This is a genomic window from Dinoroseobacter sp. S76 (assembly GCF_049801095.1).
Taxonomy (GTDB): Bacteria; Pseudomonadota; Alphaproteobacteria; order Rhodobacterales; family Rhodobacteraceae; genus Dinoroseobacter.
On sequence record NZ_JBNAGH010000004.1, the window covers coordinates 1 to 24162 of the forward strand.

The 24162-nt window shown below is 63.8% G+C and carries 23 protein-coding genes; 16 read left to right on the top strand and 7 right to left on the bottom strand.

Features of this window, described 5'->3' with window-relative positions; translation table 11 throughout:
• On the top strand, positions 1-1881 hold a 1881-nt coding region (gene acs, locus ACP153_RS13125; RefSeq protein WP_424971459.1), incomplete at its 5' end, for an acetate--CoA ligase.
• Positions 1882-1957: 76 nt separating this feature from the next.
• Here acs and ACP153_RS13130 read toward each other — a convergent pair.
• Both ACP153_RS13130 and ACP153_RS13135 read right to left on the bottom strand, forming a co-directional pair.
• Entirely contained in the window at positions 1958-3493 is a 1536-nt protein-coding gene (locus tag ACP153_RS13130) for an SGNH/GDSL hydrolase family protein (protein ID WP_424971460.1), read from the bottom strand.
• Between the two features lie 390 nt (positions 3494-3883).
• Entirely contained in the window at positions 3884-5425 is a 1542-nt protein-coding gene (locus ACP153_RS13135; protein ID WP_424971461.1) for an SGNH/GDSL hydrolase family protein, read from the bottom strand.
• 269 nt (positions 5426-5694) lie between these two features.
• On the opposite strand from ACP153_RS13135, the gene accB reads away from it, so the two are divergent.
• The 3 genes from accB (at position 5695) to aat (ending at position 8342) form a co-directional block, all read left to right on the top strand.
• On the top strand, positions 5695-6192 hold the full coding sequence (accB, locus tag ACP153_RS13140) for an acetyl-CoA carboxylase biotin carboxyl carrier protein (RefSeq protein ID WP_424971462.1): 498 nt from the start codon (positions 5695-5697) through the stop codon (positions 6190-6192).
• A 9-nt stretch (positions 6193-6201) separates the two neighbouring features.
• Positions 6202-7548 (top strand): acetyl-CoA carboxylase biotin carboxylase subunit, encoded by a 1347-nt coding sequence (gene accC, locus ACP153_RS13145; protein WP_424971463.1) that lies wholly within the window; start codon positions 6202-6204, stop codon positions 7546-7548.
• 155 nt (positions 7549-7703) lie between these two features.
• Positions 7704-8342 (top strand): leucyl/phenylalanyl-tRNA--protein transferase, encoded by a 639-nt coding sequence (gene aat / locus ACP153_RS13150; RefSeq protein ID WP_424971464.1) that lies wholly within the window; start codon positions 7704-7706, stop codon positions 8340-8342.
• Positions 8343-8348: 6 nt separating this feature from the next.
• Here the strand turns inward: aat and ACP153_RS13155 are convergent, their stop codons facing one another.
• The 4 genes from ACP153_RS13155 to ACP153_RS13170 all read right to left on the bottom strand — a co-directional run bounded on the left by ACP153_RS13155 (position 8349) and on the right by ACP153_RS13170 (position 11122).
• Entirely contained in the window at positions 8349-8885 is a 537-nt protein-coding gene (locus tag ACP153_RS13155) for a DUF2155 domain-containing protein (RefSeq protein WP_424971465.1), read from the bottom strand.
• The gene (mlaD, locus tag ACP153_RS13160; RefSeq protein WP_424971466.1) at positions 8882-9334 is read right to left on the bottom strand and encodes an outer membrane lipid asymmetry maintenance protein MlaD; all 453 of its coding nucleotides are present in this window, start codon (positions 9332-9334) and stop codon (positions 8882-8884) included. Before mlaD ends, ACP153_RS13155 begins: the two co-directional genes overlap by 4 nt.
• Positions 9335-9416: 82 nt before the next feature.
• Entirely contained in the window at positions 9417-9791 is a 375-nt protein-coding gene (locus ACP153_RS13165; protein ID WP_424971467.1) for an NADH:ubiquinone oxidoreductase subunit NDUFA12, read from the bottom strand.
• Positions 9792-9895: 104 nt separating this feature from the next.
• Positions 9896-11122 carry an FAD-binding domain-containing protein gene (locus ACP153_RS13170; RefSeq protein ID WP_424971468.1) on the bottom strand — a complete coding sequence of 409 codons (1227 nt, stop codon included), beginning with the start codon at positions 11120-11122 and terminating at the stop codon, positions 9896-9898.
• Between the two features lie 235 nt (positions 11123-11357).
• On the opposite strand from ACP153_RS13170, the gene ACP153_RS13175 reads away from it, so the two are divergent.
• The 3 genes from ACP153_RS13175 to ACP153_RS13185 all read left to right on the top strand — a co-directional run bounded on the left by ACP153_RS13175 (position 11358) and on the right by ACP153_RS13185 (position 14948).
• Positions 11358-11984, top strand: coding sequence for an ATP-dependent Clp protease proteolytic subunit (locus tag ACP153_RS13175; RefSeq protein WP_424971469.1), 627 nt, complete (start codon positions 11358-11360; stop codon positions 11982-11984).
• A gap of 209 nt (positions 11985-12193) precedes the next feature.
• Positions 12194-13453 (top strand): ATP-dependent Clp protease ATP-binding subunit ClpX, encoded by a 1260-nt coding sequence (clpX, locus tag ACP153_RS13180; RefSeq protein WP_424966591.1) that lies wholly within the window; start codon positions 12194-12196, stop codon positions 13451-13453.
• A 151-nt stretch (positions 13454-13604) separates the two neighbouring features.
• Complete coding sequence (locus tag ACP153_RS13185) at positions 13605-14948, top strand: hypothetical protein (RefSeq protein WP_424971470.1); 1344 nt, start codon at positions 13605-13607, stop codon at positions 14946-14948.
• Here ACP153_RS13185 and ACP153_RS13190 read toward each other — a convergent pair whose 3' ends face one another.
• Positions 14949-15353 carry a RidA family protein gene (locus ACP153_RS13190; protein ID WP_424971471.1) on the bottom strand — a complete coding sequence of 135 codons (405 nt, stop codon included), beginning with the start codon at positions 15351-15353 and terminating at the stop codon, positions 14949-14951.
• A 240-nt stretch (positions 15354-15593) separates the two neighbouring features.
• Here ACP153_RS13190 and ACP153_RS13195 point away from each other — a divergent pair, with 240 nt between their 5' ends.
• From ACP153_RS13195 to ACP153_RS13235, 9 genes are all read left to right on the top strand, one after another.
• The gene (locus ACP153_RS13195) at positions 15594-16592 is read left to right on the top strand and encodes an ABC transporter substrate-binding protein (protein WP_424971472.1); all 999 of its coding nucleotides are present in this window, start codon (positions 15594-15596) and stop codon (positions 16590-16592) included.
• A 105-nt stretch (positions 16593-16697) separates the two neighbouring features.
• On the top strand, positions 16698-17495 hold the full coding sequence (locus ACP153_RS13200; RefSeq protein ID WP_424971473.1) for an ABC transporter ATP-binding protein: 798 nt from the start codon (positions 16698-16700) through the stop codon (positions 17493-17495).
• On the top strand, positions 17492-18349 hold the full coding sequence (locus ACP153_RS13205) for an ABC transporter permease (RefSeq protein WP_424971474.1): 858 nt from the start codon (positions 17492-17494) through the stop codon (positions 18347-18349). Before ACP153_RS13200 ends, ACP153_RS13205 begins: the two co-directional genes overlap by 4 nt.
• On the top strand, positions 18349-19623 hold the full coding sequence (locus ACP153_RS13210) for a cytosine deaminase (RefSeq protein WP_424971475.1): 1275 nt from the start codon (positions 18349-18351) through the stop codon (positions 19621-19623). The genes ACP153_RS13205 and ACP153_RS13210 overlap by 1 nt, the downstream gene beginning before the upstream one ends.
• Complete coding sequence (locus ACP153_RS13215; protein WP_424971476.1) at positions 19620-21026, top strand: FAD-binding oxidoreductase; 1407 nt, start codon at positions 19620-19622, stop codon at positions 21024-21026. Before ACP153_RS13210 ends, ACP153_RS13215 begins: the two co-directional genes overlap by 4 nt.
• Before the next feature lie 124 nt (positions 21027-21150).
• A complete protein-coding gene (locus ACP153_RS13220) occupies positions 21151-21747 on the top strand; it encodes an NAD(P)H-dependent oxidoreductase (RefSeq protein ID WP_424971478.1) in 597 nt (198 codons plus the stop codon).
• The gene (locus tag ACP153_RS13225; RefSeq protein WP_424971479.1) at positions 21747-22382 is read left to right on the top strand and encodes an NAD(P)H-dependent oxidoreductase; all 636 of its coding nucleotides are present in this window, start codon (positions 21747-21749) and stop codon (positions 22380-22382) included. Before ACP153_RS13220 ends, ACP153_RS13225 begins: the two co-directional genes overlap by 1 nt.
• A gap of 4 nt (positions 22383-22386) precedes the next feature.
• Positions 22387-23289 (top strand): isopenicillin N synthase family dioxygenase, encoded by a 903-nt coding sequence (locus tag ACP153_RS13230; RefSeq protein ID WP_424971480.1) that lies wholly within the window; start codon positions 22387-22389, stop codon positions 23287-23289.
• Positions 23282-24079: a creatininase family protein gene (locus ACP153_RS13235; RefSeq protein ID WP_424971481.1), complete on the top strand. Its 798-nt coding sequence runs from the start codon at positions 23282-23284 to the stop codon at positions 24077-24079. Before ACP153_RS13230 ends, ACP153_RS13235 begins: the two co-directional genes overlap by 8 nt.
• The last annotated feature ends 83 nt before the right edge of the window (positions 24080-24162 follow it).

Here is a 24162-nt window from a genome sequence, read left to right on the forward strand (position 1 = left end):
GACGCGATGTATGCGTTGTCGGTTTCTGATCCTGAGGGTTTTTGGGGGGAGCATGGTCGGTCTTTGGACTGGATCAAGCCCTACACCAAGGTGAAGGACACGTCCTTTGCCCATGACGATGTGCATGTGAAGTGGTTCGAGGACGGCACGCTGAACGTGGCGGCCAATTGCATCGACCGGCATCTGGCCACGCGCGGCGATCAGACGGCGATCATTTTCGAGCCCGATGATCCCGAGGAGCCGGCCCAGCACATCACCTACAAGGCGCTGCATGCCTCGGTCTGCAAGATGGCCAATGTTCTCGAGGAGATGGGCGTGCGCAAGGGCGACCGGGTCATCCTCTATCTCCCGATGATCCCCGAGGCGGCCTATGCGATGCTCGCCTGCGCGCGGATCGGCGCGATCCATTCGATCGTCTTTGCGGGCTTCTCCCCCGACGCCCTGGCCGCCCGTGTGAACGGCGCCGATGCCAAGGTCGTGGTCACCGCCGATTACGCACCGCGCGGCGGCCGTCAGACCCCGCTCAAATCCAACGCCGATGCGGCTCTGCTGCACACCAAGGACAGCGTCAAGATGCTGGTCGTGAAGCGCACCGGCGGTCAGACCACCTGGGTCGATGGGCGCGATTTCGACTATAACGAGATGGCCATGGAGGCCTCCGACCACCACATGCCCGTCGAGGTCGAGGCCGAGCATCCGCTGTTCATCCTCTACACCTCCGGCTCCACCGGGCAGCCCAAGGGCGTGGTGCACAGCTCGGGTGGCTACCTGCTCTATGCGGCGATGACCCAGAAATACGTCTTCGACGTGCATGAGGGCGATATCTACTGGTGCACCGCCGATGTGGGCTGGGTCACGGGCCACAGCTACATCGTCTATGGCCCGCTCGCCAATGGCGGCACCACGGTGATGTTCGAGGGCGTGCCGACCTATCCGGATGCGTCCCGCTTCTGGGAGGTCTGCGACAAGCACAAGGTCACCCAGTTCTACACCGCCCCCACCGCGATCCGCGCGCTGATGGCGAAGGGGCCGGAATTCGTCGAGAAATGCGATCTGAGCACCCTGAAAGTGCTGGGCACCGTGGGCGAGCCGATCAACCCCGAGGCCTGGAACTGGTATAATGACCATGTGGGCAAGGGCAAATGCCCGATCGTCGACACCTGGTGGCAGACCGAGACCGGTGGTCACCTGCTGACGCCGCTGCCCGGGGCCACGGCCCTGAAGCCCGGCTCGGCCACCACGCCTTTCTTCGGCGTGCAGCCCGTCGTGCTCGAGCCCACCACGGGCGAGGAAATCACCACGACCGAATGCGAGGGCGTGCTCTGCCTCAAGGACAGCTGGCCCGGCCAGATGCGCACGGTTTACGGCGACCATGAGCGCTTCGTGAAGACCTATTTCAGCGACTACAAGGGCTACTACTTCTCGGGCGATGGCTGCCGCCGGGACGCGGATGGCTATTACTGGATCACCGGCCGGGTCGATGACGTGATCAACGTCTCGGGCCACCGGATGGGCACCGCCGAAGTCGAAAGCGCGCTGGTCGCCCATGCCAAGGTGGCCGAGGCCGCCGTGGTCGGCTACCCGCATGAGATCAAGGGCCAGGGCATCTATTGCTACGTGACGCTGATGAACGGCGAAGAGCCCAGCGAGGAGCTCCGCAAGGAGCTGCGCACCTGGGTCCGCACCGAGATCGGCCCGATCGCCGCCCCGGACCTGATCCAATGGGCCCCGGGCCTGCCGAAAACCCGCTCCGGCAAGATCATGCGCCGCATCCTGCGCAAAATCGCCGAAGACGACTTCGGAGCCCTCGGAGACACCTCAACACTCGCAGACCCCTCCGTCGTCGATGACCTCATCGAAAACAGAATGAATAAGGGCTGAGGGCACTCGGTTTTTGAAACGCGGAAAGGCCGGTCCCTGACCGGCCTTTTCCTTTATCCCTATCGGCGCAGATCCGTCAGACCAAGCCCCAGACATCGGCCTCACCCAGGCGGGCCAGATCATTGAACTGGTCCAGCTCTGCCCGGTCGGTGACCACGCGCACATCCTCAAACCCGGTGGCAGCGATGCCTTGGTTGGTCAGGGCGACCAGCGCACCAAATTCGTCCAGATCCGCCGCGTATTCCGCAGCATTGGCCTCGGTCAGGAGGAGAACAAGCGTATCAGTGCCCTCACCCGCGTCGAAATAGTCGAGATCCACGCCATCCGCGCCGCCGATCAGAGACGCCTGATGGAAGATGAAAAGATCGTCCCCAGCCCCGCCATAGACACTGTCCGAGCCAAGCCCGTCGAGCAGCACATCGGCGCCGTCATCACCATAGATCAGGTCATTGCCAGACCCGCCATGGACCACATCATCCCCGTCGCCGCCGCGCAGCACATCGCCTTCGGACCCACCTGAGAGGATATCCATCCCGGCCCCGCCGGAAATGTCATCCGTGCCATGCTCGCCAAAGACGATGTCATCGCCACCATTGACAGAGATGCGATCAGAGCCGCCGCTCGCCATGACCAGGTTCTGCTCATCGCCAAAGGTTTTGCGATTGCCGAACTCATTGCCCACATAGACCGTGCTGGTCAGGCTCGCCGCATGGAACGCGCCCAGCATGGCATGGACCACATCGGTCGGGTGACGCCCGTCGAGAAAGGCGATCTGATCCAGAGGGATATCTTCCACCGCCGGGTTGAAGATCGGATCCGTGCCCGAGGTGTCCAGCAGATAGGACTGCTCCAGCGGCGCGGTGATCCCGAAATTCAGTGGGTCCCGGGCAATGGCGCGTCCCATCGCCTCCATATGCACGAAGACCGCGTTGATCCCCTCGCTCTGCAGCATGTCCACTGCGCGCTCGAGCTGATTGTTGTGATAGGCCAGAGAGTAGTTGCTCATGGGGGAGCGGAAGGGGCTGTCATAGTAGGTCGGCGCGAAATTCGCCGATGGCAGCCCGGTGATCACCACCTGCCCGACCCCTGCCGCATCCAGCGTCCGCGCGGCCTTGGTGATCTCGCCGATGATCTCGGCCACATAGGCCTTGCTGTCCTCGATGTAGTTGGTAACGAGCCAGGGCTTGAACTCCGCATAGTCGTTCGAGCCGAAGGTCAGGGTCGCGCTGACCTGCGAAAGGTCCTCGCCGGCGCTGTCCGACAGAAAGCGCGCCACCTGCCCGGCAAGATCGATGCCCTGAGCCAGGAGCGGATCACTGCCCGGCACCTCGAGAAAACTGTCGAGCCGCAGCTCGTAGACCAGCTCCAGAAAGCTGCGATCCCCGATGGCGCGCGCGCCCGTGACGGCGTAGTTCAACTGGCTGTCCAGATCCAGGAACTGCGTCGCATAGTCGGAATAGACCAGACCATCCGAGTAGCGCTGGTTGTAGCCGAAACTGTCCCGCGGCAGGCTGATCGAGAGTGTGGAACTGGTCAAATTGTAGAAGTTGCCGTTATCGGTCAGGCTGTCCCCGAAATAGACCGCGGTCTGGTACTGATACTGCTCTGGCATGATGCTCCTTTCACGCTTCTCCTGAGAGGACCGCGTCCGGTGAGTGACGACGCGAGCCCTCGGCCCCTGCGCACGGGCAGGTTGATCGGCACATCGTGGGTGCGCCGAGAAACTTTCGAAAACGTAAACACTTCCGCGCGGTCAAGCGGTGCCGTCGCGGCATGCCGCAACGGGACATACGCGTTCAGAACGCGCGCCCGGAGCTTGCTGGTGACATCGAGAGATTAAAAAAGAGTGTTCGTGCAGGAGGTTGCGAAGACCGCCCCCCTGAATCGCAAATCGGCCACGCGGAAACGTGGCCGACAAGATCGGTCAGACGGGAAAATCCGCCCTATTTTATTGGGTTTTTACGCGGTTGCTGCAGAGCAACACTCCACGCGACCCGAGGCGCTAGACCAGCGCCCAGAGATCCGCCTCCGCCAACCGTGCGAGATCGCCCATCTCTTCCACGAGCAGGTCTGCGTCGGGGTCCACAACGGCGGTGAAGTCTTCGACGCTGTCCAGGGTGATCCCGAGATCCGCGAAGGCCTGGGTCAGCCCGACCTGCGCGCTGGCCGCCCCGAAGGCATCAAGATCGGCTTGGGTTTCAAACAGCATGACGAGGAAGTCATCACCAAACCCGCCATCAAAGAGGTTGTCATCGACCCCGACCTCGCCGCCGATCAGCGTCTCCTGACGCCAGACGAAGATGTCGTCGCCGAACCCGCCCAGATGGGTGTCCGAACCCAGATGGTCCACATGGATGTCATTGCCGCGACCGCCGCGGGTCACATCATTGCCCGTGCCCCCCGTGAGGACATCATCATCCGCCCCGCCGATCAGCAGGTCGTCATCGGCGCCTCCGGAGAGGATATCGAGCCCCTGCCCGCCGATCAGCCGGTCTTCGCCCGCCTCGCCAAAGGCCGTATCATCGCCCCCCCGCAGCGCGAGGATGTCTGCCCCAGCGCCCGCGAGCGCCAGATCCTGCGCCTCGCCGAGGAACCGCAAGCTGCCAAAGGCCGAGCCGATGGTCACATCCTGGGTCAGGGACGCCGCATGGAAACTGCCCAGCACCCCGTGGATCGTATCCGTCGGGTGGACCGCATCATAGAACGCCACCTGGTTGAGCGAGAAATCATCCAGCGCCGGGTTCAGCACAGGGTTATCCGGATCATCATCCAGCACCACGAACTCATCGAAAGGCGCCGTGATGCCGAAATTCAGCGGATCGTCCACGATCGTCTGGGTCATCGCCTGGATGTCCACATAGACCGCTTTGACGCCTTCGGATTGCAGCTCCTCCACCGTGGCTTGCAGGCGATTGTTGTGCAGGCTCAGAACGAGATCAGCTACCGGGGCAAGTTGTGGATCCGAGCGGACCGCCGGGAAGTACTCGCCGGATGGCAACGCGTTGATGACGATCTGCCCTACACCCGCATCCACGAGACTGCGCGCGGCGGCCTCGGTGGCATCGGTGATCTCACGCATCAGGGCCAGCCCTTCGAGCACCAGCGCATCGGGCGAGGACGGATCGAAGTTCAGATAGTCATTGGCCCCGATGAAGACGGTGGCGCTGCTGTCGGAGCGGTCCTGCCCATCGGTCTCTGCCAAGTAGCGGTCGATCTGCGCGCTCAGGTTGATGTCGAAATCAAGCGCCGGGTCATCCAGGGGAACGGTGAGGAAATCCTCGACATCGTTCTCGATGACCAGATCGCGCAGGGTCAACTCACCCAATGCGCGCGCGCCGCCGATCCCGAAATTCTGCTCGGTCGCGACACCCAGAAGCTCCGCAGAATACTCTGCAAAGACGAGCCCATTGCTGAAGCGCATGTTGTAGCCAGCGGCCTCGACGGGCACGCCCACCGTGCCGATCTCGGAGGTCAACTCAAAGAGATTGCCGTCATCGGTCAGGCTATCCCCGAAAAAAACTGCAGTCGTAAAGTCGTAACTCATTGTAGCGGGCCTCTCCCTGTCGTTGGGCACAGCCTCTCCGGGGCCGGCTCTCACCCAAATGACATAGCCCTCCAGCCCCTGATCTGCCAATCCTTATCCCCCCTTAGCCTTCCGGTTTGCCGCAAGGTCACAACGCGCGGGCCCGGGCGCGAAAACACCGGTCCGGCCCTTTCCTCGGGCGCGGGGCTCACGTATAGGGAGGGTCAGAGCGCCGGAGGGACGCGATTTCAGACCTCTCCGGACGGATATTTCGAAGAACCGAGGACGGCATGACCAACAAGTCCCATGACGATGATGTGGCCTTCATCAAGGCACTTGCAGAGTTGCTGCGCGACAATGATCTGACCGAATTGCAGGTCAAACGGGACTATGGCGAAGATGACAGCCTGAATGTGCGGGTCTCGCGCCAGACCGCCACGGTGGCAGCCCCCGTTATGGCGCCCGTGCCCGCCGCCGCACCCGCGGCCATCCCGGCGCCCGCCGCCGAGGCACCGGCCGCTGCGGCCGCGGCCCCAGCGGATCCGGCGCAGGATCCCAATGCTCTGACCTCGCCCATGGTGGGCACCGCCTATCTGCAGCCCGAGCCCGGTGCGGCCTCCTTCGTGAGCCCCGGCGATACGGTCAAGGAAGGCCAGACCGTTCTGATCATCGAAGCCATGAAGACCATGAACCAGATCGCCGCGCCGAAATCCGGCAAGGTCACGCGGATCTTCGTCGAAGACGGGACGCCCGTGGAGTTTGGGCAGCCCCTGATGGTCATCGAGTAAGGCCGGGCGATGTTTTCCAAGATCCTGATTGCCAATCGGGGCGAGATCGCCCTGCGTGTGATCCGTGCCTGCCGCGAGCTGGGTATTCAATCGGTGGCCGTGCATTCCACCGCCGATAGCGACGCGATGCATGTGCGCATGGCCGACGAAGCGGTGTGCATCGGGCCAGCCCCCAGTCCGCAGAGCTACCTGTCGATCCCGGCGATCATCTCGGCCTGCGAGATCACGGGCGCCGAGGCGATCCACCCAGGCTATGGTTTTCTGTCGGAGAACGCGAATTTCGTGCAGATCGTGCAGGATCACGACCTGACTTTCATTGGCCCGACCGCAGATCACATCCGGGTCATGGGCGACAAGATCACCGCCAAGAAGACGATGATCGATCTCGGAGTGCCCTGCGTGCCAGGCTCTGATGGTGGCGTGCCGGATCTTGCGAGCGCGCGCAAGGTGGCCGCCGACATGGGCTATCCGGTGATCATCAAGGCCACCGCGGGCGGCGGCGGGCGCGGTATGAAGCTCGCCAAGACCGCCGAGGATCTGGACGAAGCATTTCAGACCGCCCGGGCCGAAGGCAAGGCCGCCTTCGGCAATGACGAGGTCTATATCGAGAAATATCTCGGCACCCCGCGCCATATCGAGGTGCAGGTGTTCGGCGACGGCAAGGGCCGCGCGGTCCATCTGGGCGAGCGCGACTGCTCGCTCCAGCGGCGCCACCAGAAGGTGTTCGAGGAAGCCCCGAGCCCGGTGATCGATCCTGAGACCCGCGCGCGGATCGGCAAGACCTGTGCCGAGGCCGTGGCCCGGATCAACTATGCAGGCGCGGGCACCATCGAATTCCTCTATGAGAATGGCGAGTTCTATTTCATCGAGATGAACACCCGTCTGCAGGTGGAGCATCCGGTGACCGAGGCGATCTTCGGGGTCGATCTCGTGAAGGAGCAGATCCGCGTCGCCGCGGGCTATCCCATGACCTTCCAGCAGGAAAATCTGACTGTGCGGGGCCATGCGATCGAAGTGCGGATCAATGCCGAGAAGGTCCCTGCCTTCACCCCCTGCCCGGGCAAGGTCACGACCTTCCACACGCCCGGCGGTCTCGGGGTGCGGATGGATTCCGCGCTCTATGGTGGCTACTCCATCCCGCCCTACTACGACAGCCTGATCGGCAAGCTGATCGTCTTGTCCCAGGACCGGCCCGCGGCACTTGCGCGGCTCAACCGGGCGCTTGGCGAATTGATCGTGGATGGGATCGACACAACCGTGCCGCTCTTTCATGCGCTTTTGCGCGAAGAGGCCGTGCTCACCGGGGATTATACCATCCACTGGCTCGAGGAATGGCTGGAGACAGCCGAGCTCTGACGCCCGCTGCCGCTCGCCTTTTCAGAATTTGCACAGGTCCTGCCCATGGGTGGGGCCTTTGTGGCACCGGGGCACCGCCGGGCCAGCGGACCGGGTGCGGGGTGCTGGACCCGCGCGCGCTACAAGCCTAGGTTGTAGGCACCATGGCCCACGACATGTTTCCTCCTCCTCCGCCACCGCTGACGCCGGACCTGCTCCTGCGCGGTTACATGGCCGGGATCTTTCCCATGGCTGAGGGGCGTGCGGATGACGAAGTGTTCTGGGTCGATCCCCGCCAACGCGGGGTGCTGCCGCTCGCGGAGGTTCATGTCTCGCGCAAGCTTGCGCGGCTGATGCGGCGAACAGAATGGCGCGTGACCCTGAACCGGGACTTCATCGGCGTACTGGAGGGCTGCGCCGATCGCGACGAGACCTGGATCAACGATCAGATTTTCGAGGCCTATACGGATCTGCATGAGATGGGCCATGCCCATGCGCTGGAACTGTGGGACGGTGCGGAGCTGATCGGCGGGGTCTACGGCGTGGCCATTGGCGGCGCGTTCTTTGGCGAGAGCATGTTTTCCCGCGCACCGAGCGCGTCGAAAGTGGCCCTGGTCGCGCTCTGTGCCCATTTGCGGGCCTGCGGTTTCACCCTGTTCGACACGCAGTTCGTGACCCCGCATCTGGCGGGCATGGGCGCGATGGAGATCCCGCGCGAGACCTATCGCGCGCGTCTGCGCGAGGCTTTGTCGGTGGATGCGGATATCCGGCGCTGCGCCCTGCCGCCCGATCCAGCGGACAGTCTCACGCGCTGAGCCGTGTCAGGGCCGTGCCGGCGGGCGCGGCGATTGCAGCCCGGCCTGTACCTCAGGCGTCTGCACCCCGCCCGGCAGACGACAGCGGATCGCCCAGACATCATAGCGATGATGGTCGAGCGCCGCGAGCGCGGGCGAAGACGCGATCATCCAGCCATCATAGAGCAGTCCGGGACGTCCCTGTTCCGAGATCCGAAGTTGGACGAACGCATCCGAGGAGGGGTTTTCCTCAGGATACCGGCATTCGATCATGGCGACCTGCAACCGTCCGCTGGCACGGGTTTCCCCGGATTGCAGCTCCAGCGTTTCAACCCGCCCGGTGGTCTTGTCGAGCACGCGGACAAACCCGGCCTCGGCATCGGTGACCCGCTGCTCCTGCTCAAAGGTCTGGAACTCTTCATCCTTGAGGCTCAGCGCGCCGCCAAAGCCATCCTCGGCGCGCTCTTCCAGCTCATCGAGGGGCGAAACGATGATCGCATCCTGCTGGGCCGCGGCCGCGCAACCGACCCAGAGCAATGCCAGGGGCAGCGCGAGCCGGATCACGAGTCGTCCCCGCCCGAGCCCACGAATTTCATCAGGAGCGACACGAGGCTGACGGAGCCCTGGGTGGACGTGAACTCATCGCCTTCGGCCAGCACAAAGGGCGAGCCGCCGGGCAGGATCTCGACGAAATTGCCTCCGAGCAGGCCTTCGGACGAGACCGAGATCGCGCTGTCATCGGGGATTTCGATATTGCTGGCCACGGAGATGGTCGTGTCAGCCCGGAATGTATCCGGGTTGAGATCGATGCCAGTCACCGTGCCGACCTTCACGCCCGCAAGTCGCACATCCGTGCCGACAGAGATCCCGTCCGCGGTGCGGAAGCTCGCGGTGAGCGGATAGCCCCCGCCACTGCCCGAGACGCCGGTCGAGCTGCCGACAAAGGCCAAAAACCCCAGAGCGACGGCCAGAACGGCCCCGCCCACGAGAACTTCAGTTGGTGTATGCGACATGCCTGTCTGCGATCCCGTTGCGCGGCGTGCGCCCCCATCGGGACGTCACGCGGTTGTGGTTCGCGCGCATCTTACAGGCAGTTTATTCCGGCTGCCATGCCTCATAGTCGGCACGCTCCGCAGGAGCGGCGCGCCGCAGAGACCCCGAAGGCGCATAAGCGAGCGGAGTGCCTGTGAGGTTTTCCTCATGGGGCTTTTCCCAGGGCTTGTGCGGCAGCGGATTGTCCGTGGGCGGCTCAGCCCAGGTGAAATGCAGCCAGCCATGCCAGTCTGGAGACACACGGCTCGCCTCAACCTCACCATTATAGATGACCCAGCGCCGCTTGCCGTCCTTGGACTGGTAGAACACGTTGCCAGCCTCGTCCTCGCCCACCTTCTCGCCATTGCGATTGGTCCACAGGCGCATGCCCAGGGTTTCGGCATTCCACCAGGTGATGAGTTGCAGCAGGAACTTCATAAAGGCCTCCGGTCCGGATGGCCCAGATATGGCCGATTGCGCGCGCGGCGTCCAGCGACATGCGGACGCGGGGGCGCGGGAAACGGAGGTGCCGGGCGTGCGTATCAGGAGGCGAGCGACAGGCCGCGAAGCTCGGCCAGGATGGTGGGGATTTTCGACTTCAGCTTGAAGAACCCCGCCGTGGCATGGGGCCAGGCCGCCGCATCCCAGCTGCGCAGCACGGGCACGAGGGGAAGCCCGGCCTGATCGAGCGCGGCGCGGTGCTGCGCGATCAGGTCCGCTGCAGGCCCCACCGGCGTATAGGGCATCACGATCTGGCGCGCCCCCAAATCCTGCGCCCATTGCACCAGATCCTCGGGCCCATGGGTGACGCGCCCCATCCAGTCCCCATAGCGGGCGGTCGTCTCTGCGATCGCGGCCTCCGCCCAGCGGGTGACAGGCTCCGCCGTTGCCAATGGTGACCGATGACCGGTGCCGTTGATCACCGCGGTTCCCAAAGGCCCCTGCGCCAGAGCTTTGCGGAGATAGCCTGGGGACAGGTCATCCTCGGTGATCAGCAGCGCCCAAGGTGCATCGCCCTGTGGCAATGGCGGCGCGGGCACAGGGCCCAGCGGCGGATGGGGCAGCCCCATCAGCGGCTCGGGCTGCGGTGTCAGCTGATGCAGGGGCCGGTGCCGACCTTCAGTGTATTTCGAGATATTCGCGACCCGGGCCACATAATGCTTGCCCTGGGTCTGCAGCCCCGCGACCCAGCGCCAGCTCAGCGTGTTCGAGGCCGGGTCCCCGTCGAGCAAATGCCTCAGGAAGAAATCCGCCCCAAGCTCCCATGGCAGGCGCAGGGTGAAAATCCAGATCGAGGCGAACCACATGCGCGCGTGGTTGTGCATATAGCCGGTCCCCACGAGCTCCTGCGCCCAGTCGTCGAACCCATCGATGCCCGTGGTCCCGGCGCAAGCCTCTTCCCAGCCCCGACGCAGCCCGCTCTCGCTCTGCACCCGGTTGAGGGCTTGGGCCAGCCCGGCCTTATAGGCGGTCCAGACCTGGGGGCGCCGCTCCAGCCAGCCTTTCCAATAGGTGCGCCAGAAGACCTCCTGCACGAATTTCTCCGCGGCTGAGGCCGAGTGCCGGCCGAGCGTCGCCTGCACGACCTCCTCTTCGGTGAGCATCCGGTGGCGCAGATAGGGCGAGAGGGTCGAGACATGGGGGTGCCCCTGCTCAGGCAGGCTGTAGTTGCGCTTGCGGGCATAATCGGCACCAGCCTTGGGCAGGAAATCCCGGAGCCGGGCAAGCGCCGCGTCACGGCTGGGCGGAAAGAGGGTCGGTGCATCCATGGGACGGAGCTAAGCTGGCCTTGGCCCGGGTCAAGGCACCGGTCAGGGCATGGGTCCGAGGCGCGAGCCGCGCGCGCTTATCCCCGAATACCACCCTTCCCGGCGCGCCTAAGCGTCCTCGCACAGGCCCCGATCACGGATGCGGCGAGATGCCCTTGTACCTCCCCGTTCGCGGACCTAACATCTTGTTGACAGTTCAGTCCTACAACACCCCCGCACAGACTTGAGGCACCGCATGCACGATCCCGTAGACACCTACATGAATCTCGTTCCGATGGTGGTTGAACAGACCAGCCGCGGCGAGCGCGCCTATGACATCTTCTCGCGCCTGCTCAAAGAACGGATCGTGTTCCTGAACGGCCCCGTCCATGACGGGATGAGCCAGCTCGTGGTGGCCCAGCTTCTGCATCTCGAAGCTGAGAACCCGAGCAAGGAAATCTCCATGTATATCAACAGCCCCGGCGGTGTCGTGACCTCCGGTCTGTCGATCTATGACACGATGCAGTACATCAAGCCCAAGGTCTCGACCCTTGTGATTGGTCAGGCGGCCTCCATGGGTTCGCTTCTGCTGACTGCCGGGGAGCCGGGCATGCGCTTCTCGCTGCCCAACAGCCGCATCATGGTGCACCAGCCCTCCGGCGGCTATCAGGGCCAGGCGACGGATATCATGATCCACGCCCAGGAGACCCAGAAGCTCAAGGACCGGCTGAACTCGATCTATGTCAAGCATACCGGCCAGACGATGAAGAAGGTTGTCGACGCGCTGGAGCGGGACAATTTCATGGATGCGGAACAGGCCAAGGACTGGGGCCTGATCGACGAGATCGTCGAAAACCGCCCCCGTGACGACGCCGAAAGCTAAGCCTGCGCGGGGCAAGATCGCTTGCCCCGTTCCCCCTGCCCCGAGCCGGTCCCGGTGATGTGACGTCACCTCTCCGGCATGCGCCAAATTTTGGCATTGTGAAGGATTAGGCCCTGCCCTAGCATGGCCGAAACGCGCTCCCCGCCGGCCCGAAAAACGGGTTGATTTGACCGGATCAAAGGTTGGGGGTGCAATCGACGAGGTACCCGATGGCGAATAACTCCGGCGATAGTAAAAACACCCTCTACTGCTCCTTCTGCGGCAAGAGCCAGCATGAGGTCCGCAAGCTCATCGCGGGTCCGACTGTGTTCATCTGTGATGAATGCGTCGAGCTCTGCATGGATATCATCCGCGAAGAGACAAAATCGTCCGGTCTGAAATCTTCCGAGGGGGTTCCCTCCCCGCAGGAGATTTGCGATGTCCTCGATGATTACGTGATCGGCCAGAGCCACGCCAAGCGGGTGCTCTCGGTGGCGGTGCACAACCACTACAAGCGCCTGAACCACGCGGGCAAAACCGATATCGAGCTGGCGAAGTCGAACATCCTGCTGATCGGGCCCACCGGCTGCGGCAAGACCCTGCTGGCGCAGACGCTGGCGCGGATCCTCGATGTGCCCTTCACCATGGCCGATGCGACCACTCTGACCGAGGCGGGCTATGTGGGCGAGGATGTGGAGAACATCATCCTCAAGCTCCTGCAGGCTTCCGAATACAATGTGGAGCGTGCGCAGCGCGGCATCGTCTATATCGACGAGGTCGACAAGATCACCCGCAAGTCCGACAACCCGTCGATCACCCGGGACGTGTCGGGCGAAGGCGTGCAGCAGGCCCTGCTGAAGATCATGGAAGGCACGGTCGCCTCCGTGCCACCCCAAGGCGGACGCAAGCATCCGCAGCAGGAATTCCTGCAGGTCGATACCACGAATATCCTCTTCATCTGCGGCGGCGCGTTCGCGGGTCTCGAGAAGATCATCGCGCAGCGCGGCAAGGGCTCGGCCATGGGCTTTGGCGCCGATGTGCGGAACAATGACGATCGCGGCGTGGGCGAGATGTTCACGGAGCTGGAGCCTGAGGATCTGCTGAAATTCGGGTTGATCCCGGAATTCGTCGGGCGTCTGCCGGTGATCGCAACGCTCACGGATCTCGACGAGGACGCGCTGGTTACGATCCTGACCGCGCCGAAGAACGCGCTGGTCAAGCAGTACCAGCGTCTGTTCGAGCTCGAAGAGGCGCAGCTGACCTTCACCGATGACGCCCTGAGCGCCATCGCCGGGCGCGCGATCCAGCGCAAGACCGGCGCGCGGGGTCTGCGCTCGATCCTCGAAGACATCCTCCTCGACACCATGTTCGACCTTCCGAGCCTCGACAGCGTTGATGAGGTGGTCGTGAATGAGGAAGTGGTCTCCGGCGATGCCAAGCCGCTGCTGATCTACGCAGAGCGCAAGGATGAGCCTGCAACCGTCGGCTGATCCGCTACGGCCATGAAATTTGATGCGCCGCGCCCACCAGCGCGGCGTTTTCATTTGGAAATCTCGCTGCAATTCGAGCCATCTGCGCCTGACCTCTCGCACCTCGTTTGCGGCACCGCTACACTCGGCTCACGCCAGTGAGGACCCGCCCGTGACCAGCTACCGATATGCCAATCCGGACCTTGTCCTGCTGGACATTCCCGGGACTGGCGCGGCGGAGCTGCGCGCGGTTCTTGGCGCCCCGGTGGAGAGGCGCCGCGTGACTCGGATGGAGGCGCCCGATCTGCCCCTGATCGCGCTTGTTGCGCACCCATTCCTGCGGTTTGCCCGCGTGCTGGAGGCCTTCGCCACCCCGCAGGAGCGCGCCACGGCACCACGCCTGCCCGGACTGACTGCCGAAGCTGCGCTCGACATTCTCGAGAACCCCCGCGCGCCCCTGGATCACAGCCGGGCCTACCCGCAGGCACAGCTCAAGGCGGCGCTTGCGCCCCAGACCCATCCGATCCGACATCTGCACCGCGCGACACGGGTGCTGCGCGCGGAGGAGCCCTTGCCGGAAGACCTTCCATCCTTCACGGCACCGGAACGTCCGGAGACCCTGCCCGAAGTGCCCGCAGAGATCCGCGAACGGCTGACCCGCATCTATACCAAGGATTTTGAGCTGCTGGGCTATGCGCCCGACTGCGTTGCACCCCGGCGGGCCATTGCGCAGATCCCCACGCCCGCGCCGCATGTCTGGGATCTCTGGCCGGCCTTTTTTGATCACCAGGACATCCGGATCGAAACCGCGGCGGAGGCATTGCCGCCGCCAGATGTGGATCTGACGCCCTTCGCCGACAGCCTGGTGGGTGGGCGCCGAGGGAACACCTGGGCCGGACGGGAGCCAAACCTGATCCGCCATTTCCGCAAGCTGCAACCGGAATTCGCCGACCAATCCCGGCTGGCGCATCTTCTGGCCGCGGCGGTCGTGATCCTGCGACGCGACCCGAACTGCACGGAAGCCGCAGAGCTTTTTCACAAGATTACAGATGGATACAGCACGCAGCTTGCATCAGAAATGAAGCTGCGCTGGCTGGTCTCGATCACCGACAGCTTCGCGGATCATGGCCGGGATCAGGCGCAGCGCGCCATGGGCATCGCCGGGAGCCTGCTCGCCAATACCTTGAAACTCAGCGAGACCGAGCGGCGGCTCTATGCTGTGCCCCGCCCCTGGCCGCCGCAGCGTCGTTTGGCGGGGGGCGGGCCGCTCTTTGACGGCATGATCACCTATTGGGTCGAAAAGGGTGAGATGATCACGCTCATGACCGAACGGCTGGAGCGGGTCTGCGCTGACGATCCTCAGGCCGGGCCGTTCACCCGGGAAATCTTGCGCCGCGCCCATCGCAACAACACGGTCTATCGCCGTCTGACAGAGCTGGCCGGACAGACGCCGCCGCCGCTTCTCGACGCGGAACTGACCGAAGAGCTCAGCAAGCTCACCTCGGATCTGTTGTGATCATCCTTGGGGAACCTGCGCCGCCAAAAGCTCGATCTCGACCTTGAATTCGGGGCGCGTGAAGCCCGACACGATCATCAGGGTCGAGGCTGGCAGATGATCCGGCATGGCAGCCAACCAGGCATCCCGCGCCGCCATATAGCCCGTCATATGGGCGCGGTCCGTGACATAGGCGTTGATCCGCACCACATCACCGCGCCCCATCCCGCCCTCGGCGAGCACGGCGTCGAGATTGGCAAAGCACAAGGCCGCCTGCGCCTCGGCGCTCTCGGGGGCCACGTCGTCCGGGCCGATCCCCAGCTGCCCCGAGCACACCACCAGCCGCGCGCCCGCGGGCACCTCGACCCCATGGGCATAGCGGGCAAAGGGCGGGCGGATCGTCTCGGGGATAAGCGGGCGCAGCATCGAAGTCTCCTCTCTGTCTCGCGGCAGATGGTGCCAGCCCCGCCGGAGAGAGGCCAGCCCGAAGCGCCTCACGGAGAGGATCGTCAAAAACCGCTTGCTTTTTGATCACCACGCTCAACACTTAACCCAAGTCGCCGGAAAAATGAGCAGCTCCGCGCCCTGACACCGATGTGAGCCTGCCATTTCGTCCCGAAACGTTAACTTTGGACCAAGAAGTACAAAAACCCGACAGGAGAGCTCATGACCCGTCTCACCCCTTCTCTGGTGGCTCTGGCCGCTGTGCTTGGCGCGAGCGCCGCCTCGGCAGAAAACAGCAAGGTCGTCTTCGGCACCAACTGGCTGGCGCAGGCTGAACATGGTGGTTTCTATCAATCCGTGGCCGATGGCACCTATGCGGCCTGTGGTCTGGACGTGGAGATCATCTCTGGCGGACCTCAGGTGAACAACCGAGCGCTGATGCTGGCCGGGCGGATCGACTACCATATGGGCGGCGACCTGCTGCAGGCGTTCAATGCGGTGAAAGAGGGCATTCCGGTGGTTGCCATCGCCGGGATCTTCCAGAAACACCCGCAGGTCATCGTGGCCCATCCGGATGTCACGAGCTGGGATCAGTTGAAGGACAAGACCCTGCTGATCGGCGACAATGGCTTCACCTCCTATTATCAGTGGATGATCTCGGCCCATGGCTTCACGGTCGAGCAGCGTCAGCCCTACACCTTCAATCCGGCGCCCTTCCTTGCAGACACCAATCTGGGCATGCAGGGCTACCTGAGCTCCGAGCCCTATGTTGTTGAAAAGGAAGGCGGGTTCAAACCCAACATCTTCCTGATCGCGGATAATGGCTATTCCAGCTATGCCACCACGATCGAGACCATGGCCGCCACGATCGAGGAGAAGCCCGAGGAGGTGAAATGCTTCGTCGAGGGCTCGATCAAGGGCTGGTACAACTACCTCTATGGTGACAACGCAGCGGCGAATGAGCTGATCAAGGCGGCCAACCCGGACATGTCTGACGACAAGATCGCCTTTGCCATCGACAAGATGCTGACCGAAGGCATCGTGGATTCCGGCGATGCCGAGACCATGGGCATCGGCGTGATGACCGACGCGGTGGTCGAGGATTTCTATGCCAAGATGGTCGCCGCGGGCGTGATCGATGACGGGCTCGACATCAAGGCCGCCTATACGACAGAGTTCGTGGGCCAGGGCCTCGGCATGGACCTGAAACCCGGCGGCTGAGGCTGCCTCACACCGTCCGCGCAGCACCTCCCACGCGCGCGGACGGTTCGGAACGACCCCGCCGGTCCGCGAGAGCGTGCCGGCGCTTGAGTGCAAAGGATAGGCATGTCTCTCGCTGCCCCTGCTCCGCTGGCCCCGCTGGATGCGCGCCCGCCGGTCCTGACCCTCACCGGGGTCGACAAGGTGTTCAATGGCGATGTGGTCGCCCTCCGGGACCTGAACCTGCAGATCAATCAGGGGGACTTCATGTCTCTGCTCGGGCCCTCGGGCTGCGGGAAATCCACCGCCCTCAGGATAATCGCCGACCTGCTGCACCCGACCCGGGGTTCGGTGAACTGGGCCGGAGGGCATGATACAGGCGATCTGGGCGTGGTCTTTCAGGAGCCGACGCTGATGCCCTGGGCCACGGTCGCGCAGAATGTGTTTCTGCCCTACCGCCTGCGCGGCAAATCATACAATTCGGTGAAGGACGAAGTGCTCGAAGCGCTCAAGCTCGTGGGCCTCGACAAGTTCGCGAATGCCTATCCGCGAGAGCTGTCCGGCGGGATGAAAATGCGGGTCTCCATTGCCCGCGCCATGGTCACGCGCCCGCGACTGATCCTGATGGATGAGCCCTTTGCCGCGCTCGATGAGATCACACGCTTCAAGCTGAACAACGACCTTCTCGCCCTGAAGGAAAAAATCGGCTGCACGGTGATCTTCGTGACCCATTCCGTGTTCGAGAGTGTGTTCCTGTCGGATCGGATCGTTGTCATGGCCGCGCGTCCCGGGCGCGTTCTGCGCGAGGTGCAGGTCGACGCCCCCTACCCGCGCACCGAGGAATTCCGCACCAGCGCCGAATATGCCGCCCATTGCCGGGCCGCCTCGGACGCGTTGCACGAAGCGATTGGAGTGGCCGCATGAGCATTGCCGATCCCACCCCCATGGTCGAGGCGCCCGACGCGGACGAGCTGGCCCGGCTGCGCGCCCGCCGGCTCGAAAAGATCGGCAAATGGTCCCTGCCCGTCATCGTCATGGCACTCGGCATCTTCTTCTGGGATCGGATCGTCGTCTGGAACGAGATCCCCCATTACATCCTGCCCGGGCCTGGCCGCGTGCTCGACACGTTGATCGCCGATTGGGGGATCCTTTATGAGGCGTCGCTCCTGACCGCGCGCACCACGATCCTCGCGCTCCTTTTGGCCGTGCTGGGCGGGGCCGGCCTCGCCATCCTCTTCAACCAGTCGAAGATGGTGGAGATGAGCTTTTACCCCTATGCGGTGATCCTGCAGGTGACGCCTGTGGTCTCGATCGCGCCGCTGATCTTCATCTATGTGGACAGCAAGACCGCCGGAATGCTGCTCTGCGCCTGGATCGTGGCGTTCTTTCCGGTGCTAAGCTCGACGACGCTGGGCCTCAACTCGGTGGATCACAACCTCCGCGACCTTTTCCGGATCTACAAGGCGAGCCGCTGGCAGAAACTGACCATGCTGCAACTGCCCTCGGCGCTCCCTTACTTCCTCGGCGGGCTGAAAATCGCAGGCGGTCTCAGCCTGATCGGCGCCGTGGTGGCCGAACTCGTGGCGGGCACGGGCGGCGTGGGCGCGGGGCTCGCCGCGCGGATCCAGGAGGCGGGCTACCGGCTCAACATCGCGCGGATGTTCGCCGCTCTCTCGCTCATTGCCGCGATGGGCGTCTTTATCTTTGCGGCGCTCTCGATCCTCAGTCATGCTCTGCTCCATAAATGGCACGAGAGTGCCCTGACACGGGAGGGCTGATGGACTACCGCGCTTTGCCCAGCGGCGCTTACACTTTATCGAATGTGCATGTTCCCGCATGCCTTTTGGGACAGGACGGAGATCTTGTCCTGACCGAGATTTCCATTGACGCCCAAGGCGCGCTGTCGGAGCCCCAGCCCATCGCCATCGACATGGAAGGCGCGCTTGTGCTGCCGTGCTTCACGGATATGCACACCCATCTGGACAAGGGGCATATCTGGCCCCGCTCCCCCAATCCCGACGGCACCTTCATGGGGGCGCTGACCACGGTTGGCGCGGATCGGGTCGCCAGTTGGAGCGCCGAGGATGTGCGTGCGCGGATGGAGTTCTCCCTGCGCTGCGCCTATGCCCATGGGACCCGCGCGATCCGCACCCATCTCGACAGCATTCCGCCCCAGGACGGGATCAGCTTCCCGGTCTTCTCCGAGTTGCAGGCCGACTGGGCCGGGCGGATCGATCTGCAGGCAGTGTGTCTGATCGGTTGCGATCACTTCTCCTCAGGCGGCCCGTTCAAGGAGACCGCCGATATCGTCGCGCGCACCAAGGGCGGCGTGTTGGGCATGGTGACCTATCCCGTGCCTGATCTCGATGACCGGCTGCGCGGCTTCTTCGCGCTGGCCGCCGAACGGGGACTGGCGGCCGATTTCCATGTGGATGAGACCATGGATCCGAGCTCGGAAACCTTGCGCAGCATCGCCAAGATTGCCGCCGAGGTCGGGTTCGACGCGCCGATCACCGTGGGCCATTGTTGTTCGCTCAGCACCCAGGAGGAGGCGCGCGCGCTGGATACGCTGGATCTGGTGGCGAAACAGGGGATCAACGTGGTCTCCCTGCCGCTCTGCAACCTCTATCTACAGGACCGCCATTCGGGCCGCACCCCGCGCGGGCGCGGCATCACGCTGGTCCATGAAATGGTGGAGCGCGGCATCCCCGTCTCTTTTGCCTCCGACAACACCCGCGATCCGTTCTATGCCTATGGCGATATGGATATGATCGAGGTGATGCGGGAGGCAACGCGGATCGGCCATCTCGACCATGGCCGCAGCGACTGGGTGCGCGCCTTTACTGCGACCCCGGCGGCGAGCTGCGGCTTTGACGCGCCGAGCTTTGCCGTGGGCGCGCCCGCGGATCTGGTGATCACACGCGCGCGGAACTGGAACGAGTTCTTCGCCCGCCCGCAAAGCGACCGCATTGTTCTGCGCGGAGGCGAGCCGATCGACCGCACCCTGCCCGATTATGCCGAACTCGACGCCCTGATGGAGACCGACACATGACCCTGCCCGCCAATGTGGCTGCCGCCAAGGAAGCCCTCGCCCATCTCGACATCGAGCAGAATGACAACGCGATCAAATCCAAGAGCCGGGATTTCTTCTGGTACTCGCCCGTGCTCAAGGCGCGGATGGATCACCTGATCGCGGATTTCGTGGTCAGCCCCCGGAACGAGGCCGAGGTGATTGAGATCCTGCGGGTCTGCTACGCCCATGACGTGCCGGTGACCACACGCGGCGCGGGCACCGGGAATTACGGGCAGGCCATGCCCATGCGCGGCGGCTGCGTCATGCATCTGCGCCATATGACGGCGGTGAAGGAAATCGCGCCGGGTCGGGTGGTCTGCGAGCCGGGGATCCTGCTCAAGGATCTGGACGCGGCCTGCAAAGCGGATTCGGGCCAGGAGATCCGCATGTTCTCCTCGACCTGGGCCACGGCGACGATTGGCGGGTTCATCGCCGGGGGCTCCGGCGGCGTCGGCTCCTGCACCTGGGGGTCCTTGCGGGATCTGGGCAATATCATCCGGCTGCGCGTGGTGACCATGGAGGAAGAGCCGCGTGTGCTGGAGTTCCGCGGCGAGGAACTTGCGCGCGTCTCCCATGCCTATGGCACGAACGGGATCATCACCGAGATCGAGATGCCGCTGGCGCCCGCCTATGACTGGGTCGAGATGTTCGTGGCCTGCGAGGATTTCATGGATGCGGCCCGCTTTGCAGAGGAGCTGGCCAATGAGGACGGGATCCTGATCAAGCTCGCCAGCGTCTATGAGGCCCCGGCGCCGCTTGACTACTTCCAGCGTGTGAAGCCCCATATCTCGGACAAGGAAACCCTGATCGGCCTCATGGTCGCGCCCCATTCCATGGACGGGTTCGAGACCTTTCTCGGGCGGCGTCCGCAGGCGCGGATTGTCTATCGCTCGGATGCCAGCGATTGGGAGCGTGGGCCCGGGCCGGTCTTTGAATATGGCTGGAACCACACGACCCTGCGGGCGCTGAAGGTGGATCCGAGCATCACCTATCTGCAGGTGCGCTACGGCTTTCCCGAGCATCTCAGCCTGATCGAGAAGATGCGCGACGCATTCAGCCCCGAAGTGCTCCAGCATCTGGAGGTGCTGCGTGAGAACGGCAAGGTGATGTTTGCCGGGCTGAGCCTTGTGAAATTCACCTCCGAGGAGCGGTTGGACGAGATCATCCGGATCCATGAGGAGGCCGGGGCCATGATCTTCAACCCCCATCGTTATACGCTGGAGGAAGGTGGGCGGCAGACCGTGGATGACCGGCAATTGGCCTTCAAACGGGAGGCGGATCCAAAAGGCCTGCTCAACCCGGGCAAGATGATCGCCTGGGATGATCCGGATTTCGATTTCTCGGAAATGTATGCCTACCCGAAGATGACCGCGGCGGAATGACGGGAATGACGCAGGATCCAATTGTGGGCTGCGCCCAAGGAGATGCCCGCGTTTGGGGGGCTCTGCCCCCCGGCTGCGCCGCAGCCTCCCCCCGGGATATTTCCAGACTTAAGAAGGATTGATCATGGCGGCGGATGGCAAAGGGCGCGTTCTGGTACTGGCGGCCCATCCCTGTCCCGAGAGCTTTTCCCAGGCCCTGCATGCGCGGGTGGTGAAGACCCTGACGGCGCAAGGCTGGGAGGTGGATGATTGCGATCTCTATGCCGAGGGGTTCGACCCGGTTCTGTCCGAGACCGGGCGGCGCGGCTATCACGAGGAGCCTGCGAATATCGAGCCCGTGGCAGAGTACGTGGCGCGGCTGCGAGCGGCGGATGCCATGGTCATGGTCTTTCCGGTGTGGAATTTCGGCTATCCGGCGATCCTCAAAGGCTTTCTCGACCGGGTTTTTCTACCCGGCGTGTCGTTTAAACTGGTGGATGGCAAGGTAAAGCCCAATCTGACGCATATTAAAAGGCTCGCAGCTGTGACAACCTATGGAGGTACGCGTACCCGTGCGTTTCTCGCAGGGGACCCGCCCCGTCACTGCGTCAAGCGGGCTGTCTGGCACGTTTGTCGTCCCTTCAAGATGCGGTATCTCGCGCTCTATGACATGAACCGCGCGACAGATGCCAAGCGGGCTGCCTTTCTCGACAAGGTCACCCGGGAGATGGAGGCTTTCTGATGCGCGCCTTGGTCGTGTATTGCCACCCGAAAAAGGGCAGCTTCAATGCTGCCGTGAAAGATACGGTTCTCGACAAGCTGCGCCGCGGGGGGGCGGAAGTGCGGTTGATCGATCTGTATGAGAGAGAGTTTGCGCCGGTCTTGCCCGCCTGCGAGCTCGATGCCTATCTGGACTGTCCGGACAATGTGGAGCCCGTGGCTCGGGATGTGGCCGATCTGCGATGGGCGGACACGTTGATCTTCGTTTACCCGACCTGGTGGTACGGGTTGCCTGCGATGCTGAAGGGGTGGCTGGACCGGGTGCTTTTGCCCGATGTGGCTTTCCTGATGCCTGACGCGGAGAACAAGGATATTCGGCCGGGGCTGACGAACATCACCTCGCTTGGGGTGTTTACGACCTGCGGGGCGAGCCGTTGGCTCACCAGTCTGATCGGGGCGCCTGGGCGGCGGACGCTGACCCGGGGCGTGCGGCTGATCTGTGCCAAGGGCTGCAAGGTTCATTTCGCAGCCCATTACCTGATGGACAGTTCCACGCCCGAGAGCCGCGCCGCCCATCTGGGTAAGGTCGGCAAGGTGATGGACAAGCTCATCGGCAAGGCGCCGCGCTCGCAGCCTCAGCCCACAGCGGTGGCCTGAGCACATGGAGATCCCCCTTCTTGATGCCCAGCGGATGGCCCAGGATCCGGATGGGTTTGCGACGGATCTCGGTCGGGCGGCACGGGGATCGGGGTTTTTCCTGCTCGAGAACCACGGGGTTTCGGCGGATCTGATCGCGCAGGTGCTCGCTCAGGGGGATGCCTTCTTTGCATTGCCAGAGGCCGAGAAGGCGCGCATTGCCATCGATGCGGGCAATCGCGGGTGGGCCTGGGAAGGCAGTGAAAAGCTCGATCCCGAGAGTGGTCAGGTGGACCGGAAAGAGGCCTTCAACATGGGGCTCAATCTGGCTGCGGACGATCCGCGCATCCTCGCCGGGGAGCCGTTTCGTGGGGTCAATCGCTGGCCGGACCTGCCGGGGTTTGCGGAGACCTTGCGGCAGTATTTCGAGGCGGTTCATGGCTTGGGCCAGCGCGTGATGCAGGCAGTGGCCCGGGATCTGGGCTTGCCTCCCGGGCATTTCGAGAAATCCTTCGATGCGCCCATGGCGACCCTGCGCCTGTTGAGTTATCCGGCGGGCTCCGCGACGGATGGGATCGGCGCGGGGGCCCATACGGATTATGGCGCGCTGACCTTCCTGCTGACGGACGGCGTGCCCGGATTGCAGGTGCAGCCGCGCGGCCAGTCGGACTGGATCGATGTGCCGGATGTGCCCGGCGCCTATATCATCAATATCGGCGATTGCCTCATGCGCTGGTCCAACGACACCTATGTCTCGACGCCCCACCGGGTGCTGCCGCCGCCACGACAGCGGCGCTCCATCGCGTTTTTCCTCGACCCGAACCCGGAGGCGGAGGTGGCCTGTTTGCCCGGTCTGGGCGAGGCGAAATACGCCCCGATCTCGGGCGCGGAGTATCTGCGCAGCCGTTTGGAGGCAACCTATGGCTGAGCGTCGACACTGGTGGGCCGAATACCGGACAACGGAATTCGAGGGTCTCGATCCAGAGCGGGTGATCGCGATCCTGCCCACGGCTGCGATTGAGCAGCACGGGCCGCATCTGCCAACGGGCACCGACACGATGATCATGCAGGGCATGCTGGACGCGCTCTGCACGGCCCTGCCCGAGGATCTGGAGATCCGGATCCTGCCGATCCAGGCGGTGGGCAAGTCGAACGAACATATCCACGCGCCGGGAACACTGACGCTGGAAGCCGAAACCGCCCTGGGCGCCTGGCGCGAGGTGGGCCTGTCCATTGCGCGCACCGGGCTGCGCAAGGTGGTCTGCATCAACTCCCATGGGGGCAATCTGGATCTGGTTTCGATCCTGAGCCGGGAGCTGCGCGTGCGCGCGGGCATGCTGGCGGTCAAAGCGCAGTGGATGAGCTTTGGCACGCCGGAGGGGATGTATTCCGAGGCGGAGCGGGCCTTCGGCATTCATGGCGGCGATGTGGAGACCTCACTGATGCTCGCCTTCCGACCCGAGACGGTGGATTTGTCCCAAGCGCAGGCCTTTCGCTCCAGTGCCGAGAGCGCACCGATCTCGCCGATCGGGCCGTTGAGCCTGGGCTGGGTGTCGTCCGATTTGAACCAGGCGGGCACCGTGGGCGATGCCAGCGCCGGGACGGCCGAGAAAGGCCGCGCGACCTGCGCCCATCAAGTGGCTGGGATGATTGATCTCTTGCGCAAGCTGCGCGATCTGCCCCTGGACGGCGTGACGGCGACCTATCCGGACGTGTAAACGTGGCGCCCTGCGCCTGCGCAGGGCGCGGACCCGCGTCGCAGCTGGGGTTGCAACAAGATCCTGACCAAAGGCCCAAGCGC